General features: G+C 64.1%; 10 protein-coding genes and 2 pseudogenes. 7 read left to right on the forward strand and 5 right to left on the reverse strand.

The window, feature by feature from the left end:
* Window positions 1-47: 47 nt before the first annotated feature.
* The 4 genes and pseudogenes from L284_RS45795 to L284_RS49160 all read left to right on the forward strand — a co-directional run bounded on the left by L284_RS45795 (window position 48) and on the right by L284_RS49160 (window position 3358).
* Window positions 48-1085, forward strand: coding sequence for a phytanoyl-CoA dioxygenase family protein (locus L284_RS45795; protein ID WP_021236162.1), 1038 nt, complete (start codon window positions 48-50; stop codon window positions 1083-1085).
* A gap of 52 nt (window positions 1086-1137) precedes the next feature.
* The gene (locus L284_RS45800) at window positions 1138-1440 is read left to right on the forward strand and encodes an SDR family NAD(P)-dependent oxidoreductase (protein WP_021236163.1); all 303 of its coding nucleotides are present in this window, start codon (window positions 1138-1140) and stop codon (window positions 1438-1440) included.
* A 284-nt stretch (window positions 1441-1724) separates the two neighbouring features.
* A pseudogene (locus L284_RS49155) lies at window positions 1725-3143 on the forward strand (class I adenylate-forming enzyme family protein); the annotation flags it as partial.
* On the forward strand, window positions 3071-3358 hold the full coding sequence (locus tag L284_RS49160; RefSeq protein WP_407635861.1) for an AMP-binding enzyme: 288 nt from the start codon (window positions 3071-3073) through the stop codon (window positions 3356-3358). The pseudogene L284_RS49155 and the gene L284_RS49160, both read left to right, overlap by 73 nt.
* A gap of 337 nt (window positions 3359-3695) precedes the next feature.
* On the opposite strand, the pseudogene L284_RS49165 reads toward L284_RS49160, so the two are convergent.
* The 5 genes and pseudogenes from L284_RS49165 to L284_RS45825 form a co-directional block, all read right to left on the reverse strand.
* A pseudogene (locus L284_RS49165) lies at window positions 3696-3815 on the reverse strand (DeoR/GlpR family DNA-binding transcription regulator); the annotation flags it as partial.
* A 320-nt stretch (window positions 3816-4135) separates the two neighbouring features.
* On the reverse strand, window positions 4136-6190 hold the full coding sequence (locus L284_RS45810) for a glycoside hydrolase family 97 protein (RefSeq protein ID WP_021236165.1): 2055 nt from the start codon (window positions 6188-6190) through the stop codon (window positions 4136-4138).
* Window positions 6187-7809 carry an alpha-amylase family glycosyl hydrolase gene (locus L284_RS45815; protein WP_021236166.1) on the reverse strand — a complete coding sequence of 541 codons (1623 nt, stop codon included), beginning with the start codon at window positions 7807-7809 and terminating at the stop codon, window positions 6187-6189. The genes L284_RS45810 and L284_RS45815 overlap by 4 nt, the downstream gene beginning before the upstream one ends.
* A 35-nt stretch (window positions 7810-7844) precedes the next feature.
* Window positions 7845-9671 carry an alpha-amylase family glycosyl hydrolase gene (locus L284_RS45820; RefSeq protein WP_021236167.1) on the reverse strand — a complete coding sequence of 609 codons (1827 nt, stop codon included), beginning with the start codon at window positions 9669-9671 and terminating at the stop codon, window positions 7845-7847.
* Window positions 9672-9839: 168 nt separating this feature from the next.
* Window positions 9840-12608, reverse strand: coding sequence for a TonB-dependent receptor (locus tag L284_RS45825; protein WP_021236168.1), 2769 nt, complete (start codon window positions 12606-12608; stop codon window positions 9840-9842).
* Between the two features lie 251 nt (window positions 12609-12859).
* On the opposite strand from L284_RS45825, the gene L284_RS45830 reads away from it, so the two are divergent.
* From L284_RS45830 to L284_RS47075, 3 genes are all read left to right on the forward strand, one after another.
* Window positions 12860-13894 (forward strand): LacI family DNA-binding transcriptional regulator, encoded by a 1035-nt coding sequence (locus L284_RS45830; protein ID WP_021236169.1) that lies wholly within the window; start codon window positions 12860-12862, stop codon window positions 13892-13894.
* 135 nt (window positions 13895-14029) lie between these two features.
* Complete coding sequence (locus L284_RS45835; RefSeq protein WP_021236170.1) at window positions 14030-15535, forward strand: MFS transporter; 1506 nt, start codon at window positions 14030-14032, stop codon at window positions 15533-15535.
* Between the two features lie 514 nt (window positions 15536-16049).
* Window positions 16050-16319, forward strand: a complete 270-nt coding sequence (locus L284_RS47075) for a hypothetical protein (RefSeq protein ID WP_152524786.1) — start codon at window positions 16050-16052, stop codon at window positions 16317-16319.

Genomic DNA, 16319 nt, shown 5'->3' on the forward strand with positions numbered 1-16319 from the left:
TCCCGGATGCGTAATATCCGAGAGTGACTGCTGATAAGGAGAGAGCGATGACCGCTTTGAAAGAACTCGAAGGGCTGAACTATGTCCCCGAACGGCAAGTTCAGATCCGCAACGAAATGCCTGCACCCACGACTGATCTGGAGCAGGCCAAGCGAGACCTGGACGAAACCGGCCTTGCGATCATGCGGGGCCTGTTTACCCCTGAGGAAGTACAGCAGCTCCGCGAAGCCGCGCTGGAACAGGCTGAACTGGAGCGAGAGCAGGGTGTCGCCTTATTCGCCAGGCCGGAGCTGGGTCACCATCCGACCAAGGGCATGATCTACACCCATGTCGGTTCGCGCATCGGCCGGCCCCTGAAGGATCCCACCTATCAAGTCGTGCGCTTCCTGGTCAACAAGGGCCGCGAGTTCATCGACCTTGCCAAGAAGCCTGAGTTCCTGGCGCTTGCCTATCACGCGATCGGCGAGGAGTACCACCTCAGCAACGCGACCGCGCTGGTCATCCGCAAAGGCGCGCCGGCGCAAGTGCTGCACCGTGATCAGGCGGTTCTCTCCTTCGAGACCCCGCGTCCTTCGATGCTGAACCTGATGATGGCGCTCGGGCCCTATCGCGCGGATCAGGGCGCCACGCTATTCGTCCCCGGCACGCATCACGGACCTGCGCCGCGCTATGCGATGGGGGCGGACGGCCTTGTCGAGGTGGTCGAGGACGTGAAAGCCTATCCCGCTGAAATGGAAGCGGGCGATGTCGTCTTCTTCGAAAGCCGGGTCTGGCATGGCCAGGGTCCTTCGGTATCGGACGAGATGCGTGTCTCGATTTCGTTCATCTACAATGCGCATTGGTGGAAGCCGCACGAGAACTACCCTGCCAGCATCCCGAACGAGCTCTACGAGCAGCTGGATGACGAGGAGCGGGCTTTGCTGGGCTTCAAGGTGTTCCAGCACGGTACGGGCACGATGATGCCGCGCGATCCCCAGGACAAGCGGCGCAACATCGGCACGGCCGAACTTCCCTTCATTCCGGAACTGCGCCGCGGCAACGGCAAGAGCGCCGTTCCCCTGGACGGCGAAGTCGAGGAATGGTGAGGACCAGTTCGATACCCGGAAACTTTAGTCATTACAGTATTGAAGGTACATCATGGACCGTTTGAAAGGTAAAGTCGCCCTCATCACCGGATGCGGCCGCATCGGCAACATCGGGCTTGCTGTCTGCGAAGCGTTCCTGAGGGAAGGCGCCTCGGTTGTCGCGACGGATATCCTGACCAACGATCAGGAGGAGATCGTGAATTCGCTGGTGGGGAAGAGCTCGGCCGACCGGGTACTCTTCCTGCAACACGACGCGACGCGCGAGGAAGACTGGCAGCGTGTCGCCGATCAGACGATCGCAACCTTCGGCCAACTGGACGTGCTCGTCAACAACGTGGGGATCGCCCTTTCGTGACGGGGGCATCGATCTATCACGACGGCGGTCTGGGGCAGCGATACTGAGGACGCAGACAGACCTGAACCTCATGCAGGTGTTCGCCAGGAGGTGGCCGGTCGTATCGAAGGGAACGTTGCCGGATCGAGCCGTGCCGGATCGCTGGTCCATCGACCCCATGGTGGCCGCCCCGACGGCGCGCTTTTTGGCAGATCCGGTCTGAGGACGCCAGGATTTGACGCGGTGCAACGGAGGATAAAATGTCGAGCAGCGAGGCTTGGACGGAAAACGCGACCCGCCCCTGGATGGATCTTTATCCTCACGACCTTCGGCACCGCGAATGTCGCCGCCATGCCCATATTCTCTCGGCCTATCGCGCCAATCTGCGCAGCGATGCCGAAGCGATCCGCTACTTCGACGGATCACTGACGGGAAACGAGCTGGACCGCCTCAGCGACGGCTTTGCCGTCTGGTTGCAGGAGCGTGGCGTGGCGGTGGGCGATCGGGTGGGGATCGTTCTCCAGAACGTTCCGCATTTCGCCATCGCCTCTCTGGGTATCTGGAAAATCGGGGCAATCCCGGTTCCTGGAAATCCCATGTACCATTCGAACGAACTGGCCAGAGTCTTTGACGACTACGGTCCGGCGGCGGTCGTGTGTCACGAGGACCAGAGGGCGGAGATCCTCGATGCGTTTCGTGCGATCGGTACGAACGTGCCGCCGCTCGCCATCGTCAATGCGCATGACTTCCAATCGATCGACGACCACCGCGTGTTGCTGCCTGTGGGCCCCGCCTCGGCGCTCGATTTCCTGGATCTCTGCCGTGTTCGTAGCGGTCGAAAGCCGGTGCCGGCACCGATCCAACCGTCGGCCACGGCGCTGATACTCTATACCTCCGGCACGACAGGCGCGCCCAAAGGTGCGGTAATCAGGCACGAAAGCCTCGCGTTCAATGCGCAGGCGAGTTCGCTCTGGATGAAGATCGACCATCGCAGCCGGATCCTCGCCCTTGCGCCCCTATTCCACATCACCGGCTTCGTACTGCACATGGCAGCGGGCCTGGCCGCCGGATGCTCGGTCGGGCTTGGCTACCGCTTTCATCCAGGCAGCGTCATCGACATGCTTCGGACCTACCGCCCGACGACGACGATCGCGGCCATCACCGCCTTCAATGCGCTGCTGAATACGGAAGACATTACGCCTGACGATTTCGTGTCTTTCGAGAACGTCTTCACTGGGGGAGCGCCTGTCGCGCCGGCTTTGCGGGATGCGGTAACCCGCCACCTGGGCGTCACGCTATGTCCCGTCTATGGAATGACCGAGTCCTGCTCATCGACGCATATAGCGCCTCCGGGCCTGGAAATTCCCGTCCATCCTGCAACCGGCGCGCTATCCGTGGGGCTGCCGATTTCCTATACCGATGCGCGCATCGCGGGGCCCGATGGGGAGGAGGTGGCGCCGGGAACGCCGGGCGAAATCTGGATGCGCGGCCCGCAGATTATGAGCGGATACTGGAACAAGCCGGAAGAAAACGCCGTGACCTTGCACGACGGCTGGCTGAGGTCGGGCGACGTCGGGATCATGGACGAACGCGGCTGGTTCTACGTCATCGACCGGCAGAAGGACATGATCAACGCCTCCGGTTTCAAGGTGTGGCCGAGGGAAGTGGAGGACGTTCTTCTCGAGCATCCCGATGTGCGGGAAGCGGCGGTGATCGGCGTGCCCGATGCTTATCGTTGCGAAACCGTCCGTGCATTCGTGTCGGTCAAACCGGGAGTCTCGCCCCCGATGCGGCCAGCCTTATCGCCCATTGCCGCGAGAGACTGGCAGCTTACAAAGTCCCGCGGCAGGTCGAAGTCGTGTCCGATCTTCCCAAGACGCCAACCGGCAAGATACGGCGGGCCGCGCTCCGCACTGGGCCGACATCTTCGAACGCGTGAGGAGAGGTCGGCCGTAAATACCGGCATGGTATTGCAAAGGCGAATTTTCACGCTTGGCGAGAGCGTGGCCGCTGTTGCCCTCGGGACTGCAACTCGGCCTTCGCCCATCGCCGGTCCTCGAGACGGCGTCTCCAACGATTCCGGGGCTTTTGGCCATCATCCGGGTGCCGCTGAGGGGCGCGGCGACAGCCTTGCTGCAATAGGTCCTCAGCTGCGGGAGATATTCCGCGAACGGCAGTCGGGCTGCGGCTTCGCGGATCGCGGGAGGGGGATTCCGTTCGGTGACGAGGTTGTGGACGTGCTCGAGATCCGCGACATGAATGGTTCCGGCGCGCGAGAACTTGCCGTGATCGGATACGACCGCCAGCCTACGCGCGCGATCGAGCGCGGCCCGCTCGAAAGCCGCCTCGTCCGGGTCGAAGTCCAGAAAGCCGCGGGAGGCGTCGATCGCTCCCATGGAAAGCCGAGCGATAGTCCACGTTCATCGCCCCACCCGCGAAGAAGGTGGTCGGCCCTGCCAAGACCCTGCGGGACCACTTCCAGGCTGTTGCTGACCAGTGGGAGGCCGCGCAGATAGCCCGGTTCCTGCGCAACCCGGTACGACGTCTTGCCGGAATCGATGAAGACCGTGGCTCCGTCCATTATGAACCCGGCCGCGGGCGATCGCGCCCTTGGCCTCCACGTGTTCGCGCAGGCGCGCCTGGATGACAGGACCGGTTTCCTACCGCACTGAAGCAGAAGTTCCGGGACGGTGCCAGGCCATCCCAGAATTTGCGCTTATTTGCCCGGCACCAGCCGCATGGCCGCGCCGCCGCCCGGAGCCAGCCACAGATCGAGCTTGTCGCCCTTTCGCACGGTACGCGTCTCGTAGGCGATCTTGTGGCGGGCATCGGTAAGGTAGGTCGCCCCTTCGCCGTCCTTCCAGATCGTAGCCTTGTAGCTCTTGCCCGGTTCGAGGAAGTCGAACGAGAGCGTGACGGTGCGGGCGGTGCCATCGTTCACGCCGCCCACGAACCATTCGGGGCTCTTGCGGTCCTTGCGCGCGAAGATCGCATAGTCTCCCACTTCGCCCGCGATCAGGTGGCTTTCGGCCCAGTCGGTGGGGACATGGCGGATGAATTCCATCTCGCGCGGATGCTTTTCGAGGTTCTCGACGAAGTCCGCCGCCATCTGGATCGGCGAGTAGAGCGCGAGATAGAGCCCGAGCTGCTTGGCGAGCGTAGACGCCAGCGGATCGTGCTTCGCGCCTTCCAGGCTCAGCACGCCCGGCGTGAAGTCCATCGGGCCCGAGAGCATGCGGGTATAGACCAGGGTCGGCTCATGGTCCGGACCGTTGGCGAAGGCGCCCCAGGCATTGTATTCCATGCCGCGCGCGCCTTCGCGGGCGATCCAGTTGGGATAAGTGCGGCGCAGACCGGTGTCCTTCACCGGCTCGTGGGCGTTGATGGCGATATGGTGTTTCGCGGCCAGTTTCACCACGTCGAGGTGATGGTTCACCTGCCGCTGGCCGTCGTGCCACTCCATATGCGTGGCGCCCGGCTGCTCGCCGTAATGCCAGGTGTCCGCGATGATGCCGCCGCCGTCGGCCACATAGCCGGTCTTGACCGCCGGAACGCCCAGCTTCTCGTAAAGCGCGAAGCCCGCGTCCATCTGCTTTTCGTAGGTGGCGATATTGCCGCCGGTTTCGTGGTGACCGATCAATACGACACCCTTCTTGCGGGCATAGTCGGTTACGCCCCTGATGTCGAAGTCCGGCGTGGCTTCGGTGAAGCTGAAGTCGCCGTGGCCGAACCAGTCGCCGTCCCAGCCCTTGTTCCAGCCTTCGATCAGCACGCCGCCGAAGCCGTTTCGCGCGGCGTAGTCGATGTACTGTTTGGCGCGCGCGGTGGTGGCGCCATGCTTGGCGCCGGTCGCCCAGGACCAGTCGCCGCGGATCATGCCCCACCAGATGCCGATGTAGCGCATCGGCTTCACCCAGCTGACATCGCCCAGCTTGTTGGGGTCGTTGAGGTTGAGTTCGAGGTCGTTCTCGACCAGTCCCGCCGCCTTGTCGGCGATGCGGATCGTGCGCCAGGGCGTGTTGAAGGGGAGGTCGCGGACCACCCGCGCGCCTTGCGAGGAGGGCGAGAGCGTGGTGCGGAACTTCTGTCCATCGGCGCGCTTGAACCAGTACCCGGCATAGTCGACCAGCGCCGCCTCGTGGAAAGAGAGGTGGGTGCCGTCCTCCAGCTTCATCGTGATCGGCGTATGCGCGGTGGAGACGGCATCGATCGGGGTCTGCTGGTAGACCTGTTCGTAGCGGTTCCACTCGCCGCCGGGGATCCACCAGGCCGTGCCTTTGGGAACGATATCGAATTCGGTGGTCTCGTCGGCGATCTTCATCGTCTTCATCGCCGGCTGCTCGGGCAGTTCGTAGCGGAAGCCGATACCGTCATCGAACAGCCGGAAATGCACGTCCATCAGGCGGCTGCCCTGTACTTCGGACTGGCGGAAGTGGACGGTGATCTCGTTGTAATGGTTGCGCACATCGGTGCGCTCGCCCCAGGGCTGCTGCCAGGTATCGTCGTGGGTGCCGGTTTCGCTGCCGGTAATGGCGAAGCCGCGCACCATGTTGACCCCATCGGTCAGCACGAAGCCCAGCTTGCTGGGTGCGATCAAAAGCTTGCCCTTGCGCGAGAGCGACCAGGTGGGGCGGCTGTCGTTGTCGGTATCGACGGTGAGAACGATCGAGCCGTCCGGGGATGCGGCGGTGACGGCCTTTGCCTGGGCGGCGAGCGGTGCTAGCGCGGCAGCGAGGATACCGGCTTTCGCCAGCAGGTGGAAAGGCTTCATGCTTCTTCTCCGTTCGGACTTTCGGCTTCTTCTCTAAGCCAGATGGCACCCCATGCGGGCAATGTGCCGGGTACGGTATCGTTGACGGCGGCAAGGACCGTGCCCGTGGCCGAGACACCGTCCGGCCAGGCCGCGTCGCTTGCGCCGATGTTGAACAGGGCCAGGACCGAACCGCCGTTTGCCTTGCGGCGCAGGACCAGCCGTGTCTCGTCGGCAAGCAGCACTTCGCAAGTGCCTCGGCGCAAGGCTGCATTGTCGCGCCGCAAGTGGACGAGGTGACGCGTCAGGTGCAGCAGCGAGGCGTGATCCGCCTCCTGGCGGTCGATGGCGCGGGCAAGGTTGCCCTCGGAAAGCGGCAGCCACGGTTGGCCACTGGTGAAACCGCCGTGTTCGTCCTGCGCCTTCCACGGCAGCGGCGTGCGCACGCCGTCACGCGAAAGGGTAAGCGGCCAGTTGGCGATCGCCTCGGGATCCTGGAGCCGTTCAAACGGTACTTCGTCCTGCTCCAATCCAAGCTCTTCGCCTTGGAACAGGATCGGGTTGCCGCGCAGCGACAGCAGCAGCATGGCCTTCATCCGCGCGAAGGCATCGCGATGTTCGGCAGCACACCAACGCGAAACGGCGCGCGGCGCATCATGGTTTTCGAAGGCCCAGCTCGGCCAGCCCATTCCCGGCTCGTCGGGCCAGAAGTCCTGCGCGGCGGCGATGCGGGAAGGAGTCAGGTTCTCGGCATAGAGGAAGTCGAAGCCATAGGCGCTGTTCAGGCGGGCGGGGCCCTGCGTGAACGCCTTCATCTCCGAACCGGCGTTCAGGCCGCCCACTTCGGCCAGCGAATAGGTGTCCGGATAGGAGGCGATCAGCGCCTGCAACCGCTCGATGAAAGGCTGGATATCCGGGTGCGACTGGTTGTAGCGCTGGATCTGGAAATCGTAGGGCCGGGTGCGCAGCTTGCCGTCTGCCGGTGCCGCAGGATTGTCGCGCAGCAGCGGGTCATGCATCGAGTGGTTGAGCGCATCGATGCGGAAGCCCGAGACGCCCCGATCCAGCCAGAACTTCGCCACCGCGAGCAGCGCGTCCTGTACTTGCGGGTTGTGGCAGTTGAGCTGCGGCTGTTCGGCCAGGAAATTGTGCATGTAGTATTGGCCGCGCCGCGCATCCCAGCGCCAGGCGGGGCCGCCGAAGATCGACTGCCAGTTGTTGGGCGGGGTGCCGTCTTCCCTGGGATCGGCCCAGACGTACCATTCGGCATGGGGATTGTCTCGGCTCTGCCGGCTTTTCGCGAACCAGGCATGGCGGTCGGAGGTATGGGCATAGACCTGATCGACGATGATCTTCAAGCCCAGTTCGCGGGCGCGGGCGATCACCGCGTCGAACTCCTCCAGCGTCCCGAAAATCGGATCGACCGCGCAATAGTCCGAGATATCGTAGCCGAAATCGGCCATGGGCGAGGCGTAGAAGGGAGAGATCCACACCGCCTCTACGCCGAGGGAGGCGACGTGATCGAGGCGCTGGGCAATGCCGCGCAAGTCGCCGATGCCGTCGCCGTTGCTGTCGGCGAAGCTGCGGGGATAGATCTGGTAGATGGCAGCGCCGCGCCACCATTCGGATGCAGATGTCATGGTCGTTTCCGGAGCCAGAGAGGGAGCGGCAAGGATCAGGGTTTCGCCGCGCAGACCGCGAAGCCGAGCGGCGGCAGTTCGATGCGCACGGAGCCGGGCGCCGAGGCCTGAGCGGCACAGGGCGCGCCCGCCAGCGTTTCGAACGCGAGCGAGGCGGGCTCTACCGCGACTTGCGACGCGACCGCTGCGGTGGAGGTGTTGAAGGTCAGGAGCACCTCGCGGTTCGTTTCCGGATCGAAGCGCGAGATCGCGACGAGGCCCGGCTTGTCCGACGCCGCGCGGGTGACCGAGCGGCCGCTGGTCAGCGCCGGGGTCTTCACGCGCAGGGCGGAAAGCTGGGCGATCAGGCGGTAGAGAGGGTGGGCGGGGTCGAAGTTTTCGGTGGCTGTGGTCTTGGTCGTGCCCACCAGCGCTTCGCCGTTGTAGATCGCCACTTTGCTGGCGAACATGTCCTGCCGCGAAAGCTGGTCGCCGCCCGCGCCGACGAAGCCCTGTTCGTCGCCGTAGTAGATCGTCGGCACGCCGCGCAGGGTAAGCAGCATGGCATGGGCGAGTTCGTCGCGCTTCAGCAGTTCGTCCGCGCTCATCGCGGGGTCGGCCGTCTTGAGGAACATCGCCGCGCGCCCGGCATCGTGGTTGCCGAGGAAGGTCGGCAGTTGCAGCGCTGCCTTGGCCCCGCCTTCATAAAGTCCGTCGTCATCGGGCAGGCGCGCAAGTTCCTCGCTGCTCCCGCCGCCCGCGGCCTTCAGCACCGCGTGCATGAACGCGAAGTCGAGAACGCCGGGCAAGCCGGCATTGCGCGTCCAGCTCGCGAGGAGGGCAGGGTCGTAGTCCCCGGTCATGACTTCGCCGAAGATGTGGAAGTTCGGGATGCCCTTCGCCGCCGCGCGGGCTTTCATGGCGGGTACGAACGCCTGCCAGAATGCGGGGTTCACATGCTTGGCGGTGTCGATGCGGAAGCCGTCGATGCCGTAGCGGTCGATCCAGTCGCCATAGATGGCGATCATGCCCCCGACCACGCGCGGGTGCTCGGTGGCGAGATCGTCCAGCCCGACGAAGTCGCCATATTGGGCGCTTTCGCCCTTCCAGTCGGTATTGCCGCGGTTGTGGTAGTAGATCGGGTCGTTCAGCCAGGCCGGCACTTTCACCCGCGTTTCGTCCTTGGGCACCACGGGCGTATAGGCGAAGGACGGATCGGTCAGCTTCGCCCAGTTGGCGACGCTTGGGTTCTGGTCGCCGGCAAAGCCCGGATTGATCGTCTTGCCGGTGGTCCCCCCTCGAAGAGACACCGGATAGTCCGCCTTCGACCGGTACGGATAGCCCTCGGCCGCGCTTTCCTTGTACCGGATCACGTCCGCCGTGTGGTTGGCGATAATGTCCATGTAGACCTTCATGCCCCGCGCATGGGCGGCATCCACCAGCGCCTTGAAATCCGCGTCGGACCCGAAGTGCGGATCGACATGGGTGAAGTCGGTAATCCAGTAGCCGTGGTAGCCGGCGCTTTCCTCGCCCTTCGGCCCTTGCACCGGCTTGTTCTTGAAGATCGGCCCCACCCAGATCGCGGTGGCACCAAGGCCCTGAATATAGCCGAGCCTGGCAGTCAGCCCCTTGAGGTCGCCGCCGTGGTAGAAAGCCTTGTCGGCCGGATCGAAACCGGTGTCCAGCTTGCCGCCCTGGAGGCCGCCTTTGTCATTGGACGGATCGCCGTTCTCGAAACGGTCGGGCAGGACGAAATAGATCACTTCCTGCTCGGGACTGCGCGTGCGCAAGTCTTCCAGCGGCCCCGCCTGTGCCGGAGCCGTGCTCAGGGACAGGCCCAGCGAAAGGATGCTTGCGGCCATAAGGGCGTATCGGCGGATCATGGTTTCTGGCTCTCCCTTGAACGCCGCTAGGCGGAAGGAAAAAGACGGAGCCATGCGATGCTTCGCGCATTCCCATGGCTCCGCCGAGTGGCCTGCGAGGCGGGTTTGGAGGAGGAGAAACCCCGCAGGCCGAGGGATGGATCAGAACTCACCCGAGACCCAAGGGTCTCAGAACTTATACGTGAACCCGGCCAGGAAGCGGCGGCCATAGGTCTGATAGTCGATGATCTGGCGGCTATCACCCGGATTGGTGGTGATGAACGGCGCGTCGGTCAGGTTCTGACCCTGGATATAGAGGGAAAGCCCCGCCAGCGCGCTGTCCGGCTGGAAGTCGTAGCCGATCTGGGCGTCGACGATCGTTTCCGAGGCCGCGCGTCGACGGACGCGATTGGCCGAGAAGCCGGAGACTTCACCGATGAACGTGGAACGATAGCGCACCGAACCGCGCGCGTTGAAGCCCCACTTCTCGAAGTAGGCGGTGCCGTTGGCGACCCACTTCGAATAGCCGGGGAGATCGCCCGAGGGCAGGCCCGGCTCGGGCGCGATCTTGGTCTTGGTATAGGCGACGCTGCCGGTCACCCCGAAGCCGTCGAGCGCGGACGTGAAGGTGTCGAAGGGCAGGGTGGTGGCCAGTTCCACGCCGTAGAGCTTGCCGCCCTTGCCGTTGATCGGGATGTTGAGCTGCGCGGTGTCCGATACGGGGATGCCGTTGCCGGGGTCCTGAAGGGCCAGGCCATCGGTCGGCACGGTGACGTCCATCTTGTAGACGTAGCTCTTCAGTTCCTTCCAGTAGAACTGCGCGGCGATGTAGCCCTTGGCGCCGAAATACTGCTCGAAGGTCAGATCGAGCGCATTGGCGCGCCACGGGCGAAGATCGGGATTGCCGGATTCGCCGGTGACCTGGGCCACTCCGCCCACGATCGTCGAGTTCCAGCTCAGCGAGGCGCGCATATCGTCCAGGCGCGGACGGATGATCTCGCGCGCGGCGGCGAAGCGGATCACCGTATCGCTCGGCAGACGCAGCGACATGTTGAGGCTGGGCAGGACGTCGAGATAGTCGGTGCTGTTGTTGCGTGCCAGCGTGCCGACATTGGGCGAACCGTTGGCGTTCTCGCCCAGGTAGACGGCGGTGGCGCCCTTCGAGTTCTGATCGGTCCAGTTCGCCTGCACGCCCAGGTTGCCGGTGAATTCACCGATACCGAGATCGGCCTTGAAGTTCGCCTGGGTATAGGCGGTCATCACCTTTTCGCGAATGGCGTAGCTTTTCACCACGACATCGCCGTAAGGATTGGCGACGAGATTGTAGATCCCGTCCCGCACCAGATCGAGCGGATTGTAGCTGATCACCTGGCCCAGGCCGAGGTACTTGAGATTGGTGGTCCCAAGCTGGTACTTCTCGGGCACGGGCACGCTGGTCAGGCCGTCGGTATTGGCCGCGAGGCCGAGGAAGTATTCTTCCGGCACCAGCGACTTGGACCTGTTGGTGTAGTTCCAGCCGACCTGGATCGAGCTGAGCGCGCCGGCGTCGAACTTCTTCTCGACCTCGGTGCGGAACTGCCAGAGCTGGTCCTTCACCTTGCGATCGTTGTAGTAGCCGTCCTGACCGCCGCGGATCGCGGTGCCGTCGGGCGCGATCTGCGTGCCGCCCCAGCCCTGCGGCGAGGTCAGCACGATCTGGTTCCAGTCGCCGTAGTCGATGCCGTGCGTGAAGCTGGCGCCCTGGGAGCTATTGAGGAAGCCGATGGTATCGGTGGCGCCCGCCGGGAAACGTCCCGTGCCCGAGTAACTCTCCACCGTCAGTTCGTTGCGGTCGGTCTTCGAATAGCTGACGTCGAACATGGCGTTCCAGCCATTGTCGCCTTCCCACTTGTTGTTCCACCCGAACGAATAGAGCTTGGCGTGGCGCTGGAACACGTCGTTGCGCACGATGCCCTTGACGTCGTCGAAGCTGCCGGACGTGATCAGGCCGTTCTCGGCGGTGTAGCCGGGGTTGAGCGTGGCATTGCCGTAAAGCGGCATTTCGATGCCGCGCTTGATCTGGTCGTCCTTGAAGTCCGAGTAGAAGCCGTCGATCGTCGAGGTGAACTGCGGCACCGGTCGCCACTGCAGCGTGCCGTTGAGACCCAGACGCTTGAGCTTGGTGGAGGTGTTGTAGGACTTCTGGCCGGTGATGACGCGGTTGCCGTCCGGCGCGGGATCGTAGCCCCAGGCGTTGAATTCCTGGATCTGGTAGGGTTCGTCCGTATAGCTGGCGCCCAGCGCGATGCCGATCGTATCGTTGGCGAACTGGTCCACGTACATGCCGTTGACGCGGTAGCCCAGGTCGTCCGAACCGACGTTGAGCTTGCCGAGGTCGGCATAGGATCCGCGCGCGCCCACGGTGAAGATGCGCTTGCCGGTGTCCAGGGGACGGATCGTGCGCATGTCCACGGTGCCGGAAAGGCCCTGGCCGACCAGGCTGGCCATCGGCGTCTTGTAGACGTTGACGGCGCTGACGACCTCGCTCGGGTACTGGTCGTATTCCACGGCGCGATTGTCACCGGTGGAAGTCTGTTCGCGGCCGTTCAACAGCGTGGTCGAGAAGTCGGGCGCGAAACCGCGAATGGCGATCGCGTTGGAGCGGCCCGAAACGCGCTGCGAGGTCAGGCCGGGCAGGCGAGCGATCGATTCCGCGATCGAGGCGTCGGGCAGCTTGCCGATGTCCTCGGCCGATACCGATTCGACGATCTGCTCAGCCCGCTTCTTCTTGTTGACCGCCGATTCAAGGCTGGCGCGAAAGCCGGTGACGACGATCGACTGGCCGTCCTGCGCATCGCCTTCTGCAGCCGCTTCCTGGGCGGCGGCCGGCGCACCGGCCAGGAACGCTATCGTCAGGGCAAGCGAGGACGTTTGACGGCGCGAAAGGCGACGGCCTGAAAAATTCCTGCAAAACGACATCCTGTCCTCCTCCTGCGAATGATCGCCCGGCCTCTGGATGATGCGAGACGGGCGGGGAAGATCCGGCATTTTCGCGTTGCCGTTCTTCCTCTCACCCCGTCGCTTAGGACGCGACAGAAGAATGCATAATATGGCATACGTATACGCAAGTGCCGTGCAGCCACGTTGCGTTGCACAATTGCAACGTCGTGAGGGAAGCGTTGGCCCGCAGAAATTCAGGGCCTTTCAAAGGGATCTCGAAAGAAAAAAAGATGGGCCGCAAACCGAGCAACAGGCCGACCAGTTTCGACATCGCCTATAGGGCGGGCGTGTCACAGCCCACCGTAAGCCGTGCCTTGCGCGGCAGCAAGGCGGTGAGCGCGGCCACGCGGGCCCGGATCGAGGCGATCGCGCGCGAGCTGAACTATTCGGTCGACAAGAACGCTTCCTCGCTACGCTCCCAGCGGTCGAACACGATCGCGCTGCTGTTCTTCGAGGAGCAGACGCCCGACGATTCCAAGATCAATCCGTTCTTTCTCGCGATGCTCGGATCGATCACCCGGCAGTGCGCGAACCGGGGGCTGGACCTGCTCATCTCGTTCCAGAAGATGGAAGACGACTGGCACGTCCGCTATCAGGACAGTCACCGTGCCGACGGCCTGATCCTGCTCGGCTATGGCGACTACACGCTCTACGAAAGCCGGCTGCGACAACTGGTGGGACAGGGAACGCAGTTCGTGCGCTGGGGTTCCGTGAACGAGGAGAACATCGGCGCCACCGTGGGATCGGACAATTTCGGGGCAGGCCGTCTGGCCGGCGAGCACCTGATCGGACTGGGTCGGCGGCGGATCGCCTTCCTGGGCCAAGCCGACGAGCACTATCCCGAATTCGCCGAGCGCTATCGCGGCCTTCGCGCCGCCATGGCATCGGCCGGCCTCGACTGCGATCCGGCGCTTCAATGCGACACCATCAGTCACGAAAACCTCGGCCAGGCGGCGATGCGGTCCCTCATCGACAAGGGCGTGGAATTCGACGCCGTCTTCGCCGCCAGCGATCTCATCGCCATCGGCGCCATGCGCGCGCTCTCCGCGGCGGGGCGCGCGATTCCGCGCGATGTGGCGGTCATGGGCTTCGACGATCTGCCGGCGGCCAGCATGACCAATCCGCCTCTCACTACCGTGATGCAGGATCTCAAGGGCGCGGGCGAGCGACTGGTGGAGACGCTCGCGGCGCTGATCGAGGATGCGCCGCTTCCGGAGACGACCCTGGGGGGAAAGCTGATCGTGCGGGGCAGCACTTCGGCCTGAAGTGGATGAACGATCATGTATTCGTATGCGTGTTGCCGAGGCCGGAGCGCCGTGCGAGTGCCGCGGAAGGCGTGAAAACGGCGGATAGCCTCGGCCGCGACAGGATCTCGGCGCCGACAGGGAAGAGGAAATGCGATGAGGGCAGCGACGGCGCTCGAAAAGCCGAGACAGGGCTGGGCCGGACTTTGGAACATCAGCTTCGGCTTCTTCGGCATCCAGATTGGCTTCGCGCTTCAGAACGCGAACATGAGCCGCGTCTTCCAGTCGCTGGGATCGTCGATCGACGACCTCCCCGCGCTCTGGATCGCCGCGCCCCTGACGGGACTGCTGGTGCAGCCGATCGTGGGCCATCTTTCCGATCGCACGTGGCTGGGCAGGCTGGGCCGCAGGCGCCCCTATTTCCTGGCGGGCGCCGTGCTGGCGACGATCGCTCTGCTGGCCATGCCGGAAAGCGGCGGCCTGCTGATGGCGGCGATGTTGCTATGGATGCTGGATGCCAGCCTGAACATTTCGATGGAGCCGTTCCGCGCTTTCGTCGGAGACATGCTGCGCAAGGACCAGCACACTGCCGGTTACGCGGTGCAGACCGCCTTCATCGGCGCGGGTGCGGTCGCGGGCTCGCTGTTTCCTTACGTGCTGGACCATCTGGGGGTCAGCAACCTTGCGGAGCCTGGCGGCATTCCCGACACGGTGCGATTCAGCTTCCGGGCCGGCGGCGTCATCCTGCTGCTGGCCGTGCTCTGGACCGTGCTGACCACGCGCGAATACGCTCCGGAGCAGCAGGCGGCCTTTCACGAGGCGGAAGCGAGCGAGGCGAGCGCAGGCGCGCGGAGCCTGGCCGCGCGCAGCAAGTGGTCCGCCCTGCCCTGGATCGCGGCGGGCGCGTTCGTCGCTTCGGTCGTGCGCTTCTGGAACCTGGAGAAGGAAGTCTACCTCCTCGGCGCATTGCTGGCCGGATATGGACTGGCCGTGCTCGCGGCAATCGGATTGGCCCGGGCCGGGCGCGGCACGTCCATGCTGGCGGGGATCGTCGGGGACTTCTCGGGCATGCCGCCGATCATGAAGCGGCTTGCGTTCGTGCAGTTCTTCAGTTGGTCCGCGCTGTTCATCATGTGGATCAACACGACGCCGGTGGTGGCCCAGTATCATTTCGGCTCAGCCGATCCGGCCAGCGCGGCATACCAGGCGGCAGGCAACTGGGTGGGCGTGCTGTTCTCGGTCTACAACGGCGTCGCCGCGATCGCCGCCCTCGCGCTGCTGCCCCGCCTTGCCGAGCGGCTGGGCAAGGCGCGGACTCACGCGGCCTGTCTGGTTCTGGGTGCGTCGGGGTTCGCCGGTTTCATGGTTACGCGCGATCCCGATCTTCTGATCGTTTGTGAGATCGGGATCGGCGTCGCCTGGGCGTCGATCCTGGCGATGCCTTACGCCATTCTCGCCAGCAATCTGCCGCAATCGAAGCTGGGTGTGTTCATGGGGCTGTTCAACGTCTTCGTCGTCCTGCCGCAGCTTCTGGTGGCGACCGTCATGGGCTCTATCATGAAGGCCTTCTTCCCCGGCGAACCGATCTGGACGATGGGCTTCGCGGCCGGAACGTTGCTGGTGGCGGCGTTCGCCTCGCTGCGTCTGGGGCGCGATGTCTGAGGATCGGGCGAGGCCGGATGCGCCGATCTCGCCCGGCGGCTTCGCGAAAGTACGCATGTGCCGGGGGCCTGCCCGGGATCTCGTGATCTGCGCCTCTCTGGCGGCGGCAAGACGCGTGTGGTGCGAACGACCCGCCCACTTCAATGCCCTGCCGATTTGCGGGCCGGCTCGATGGATTCGCGGATAAGCGGCATCCGCCGGCGTTCGGATCGCACCACAAGATAGCCTTTCGCTTCGATGACGGGCGGACGCGTGTCCAGCCGGAGAACCCGGATGCGGCTGTCGGACGGGCATTCCTTCGCGAACGAGCAGCACTTCGCCGGCGATGCCCTTTCACGCCCTAGCGTCGTAAGCGCAAACCGGGTGGGCGTCGACGCGGGGTGGGACCGCCTTATGCAATTTCAATGATCCAGAGCAGATGACGATCTGGATTCATCACGCCCATCCGGTCGATCTCTGCGGCATCGACCTTTCTCGGAAAGTCGATGAAAACGCAGTGGCAAGGAGCTTTTTCATGGCCGAATCTTCCAACATCCCGGAGCCCGACCAAGACAATTCCGTGCTCTATGTCGGCCAGGATCGGGCCGGACATTGGCTAGTTCAGGAGAATCACGGCCGCCTGGAAGGCCGGTTCATCTCGGGACAATCCGCCTATCGCTTCGCTCGAAGCGAGGTTCACGCATTTCCGGGCGCCACCCTCGTCGTCACCAGGGAATGGATTGAGCCCATCATCCCCTTCGACCTTGCGCCCGTTGCTCGCGCAAGTTCCGAGCAGACGACGTGA

It is taken from the genome of Novosphingobium lindaniclasticum LE124 (genome assembly GCF_000445125.1).
Lineage (GTDB): Bacteria > Pseudomonadota > Alphaproteobacteria > Sphingomonadales > Sphingomonadaceae > Novosphingobium > Novosphingobium lindaniclasticum.

Excerpts from the sequence above, each read along its gene's own strand:
- L284_RS45795 (WP_021236162.1), top strand. The coding sequence starts at position 48 with ATGACCGCTTTGAAAGAACTCGAAGGGCTGAACTATGTCCCCGAACGG.
- L284_RS45800 (WP_021236163.1), top strand. The coding sequence starts at position 1,138 with ATGGACCGTTTGAAAGGTAAAGTCGCCCTCATCACCGGATGCGGCCGC.
- L284_RS45810 (WP_021236165.1), bottom strand. The coding sequence starts at position 6,190 with ATGAAGCCTTTCCACCTGCTGGCGAAAGCCGGTATCCTCGCTGCCGCG.
- L284_RS45815 (WP_021236166.1), bottom strand. The coding sequence starts at position 7,809 with ATGACATCTGCATCCGAATGGTGGCGCGGCGCTGCCATCTACCAGATC.
- L284_RS45820 (WP_021236167.1), bottom strand. The coding sequence starts at position 9,671 with ATGATCCGCCGATACGCCCTTATGGCCGCAAGCATCCTTTCGCTGGGC.
- L284_RS45825 (WP_021236168.1), bottom strand. The coding sequence starts at position 12,608 with ATGTCGTTTTGCAGGAATTTTTCAGGCCGTCGCCTTTCGCGCCGTCAA.
- L284_RS45830 (WP_021236169.1), top strand. The coding sequence starts at position 12,860 with ATGGGCCGCAAACCGAGCAACAGGCCGACCAGTTTCGACATCGCCTAT.
- L284_RS45835 (WP_021236170.1), top strand. The coding sequence starts at position 14,030 with ATGAGGGCAGCGACGGCGCTCGAAAAGCCGAGACAGGGCTGGGCCGGA.
- L284_RS47075 (WP_152524786.1), top strand. The coding sequence starts at position 16,050 with ATGGCCGAATCTTCCAACATCCCGGAGCCCGACCAAGACAATTCCGTG.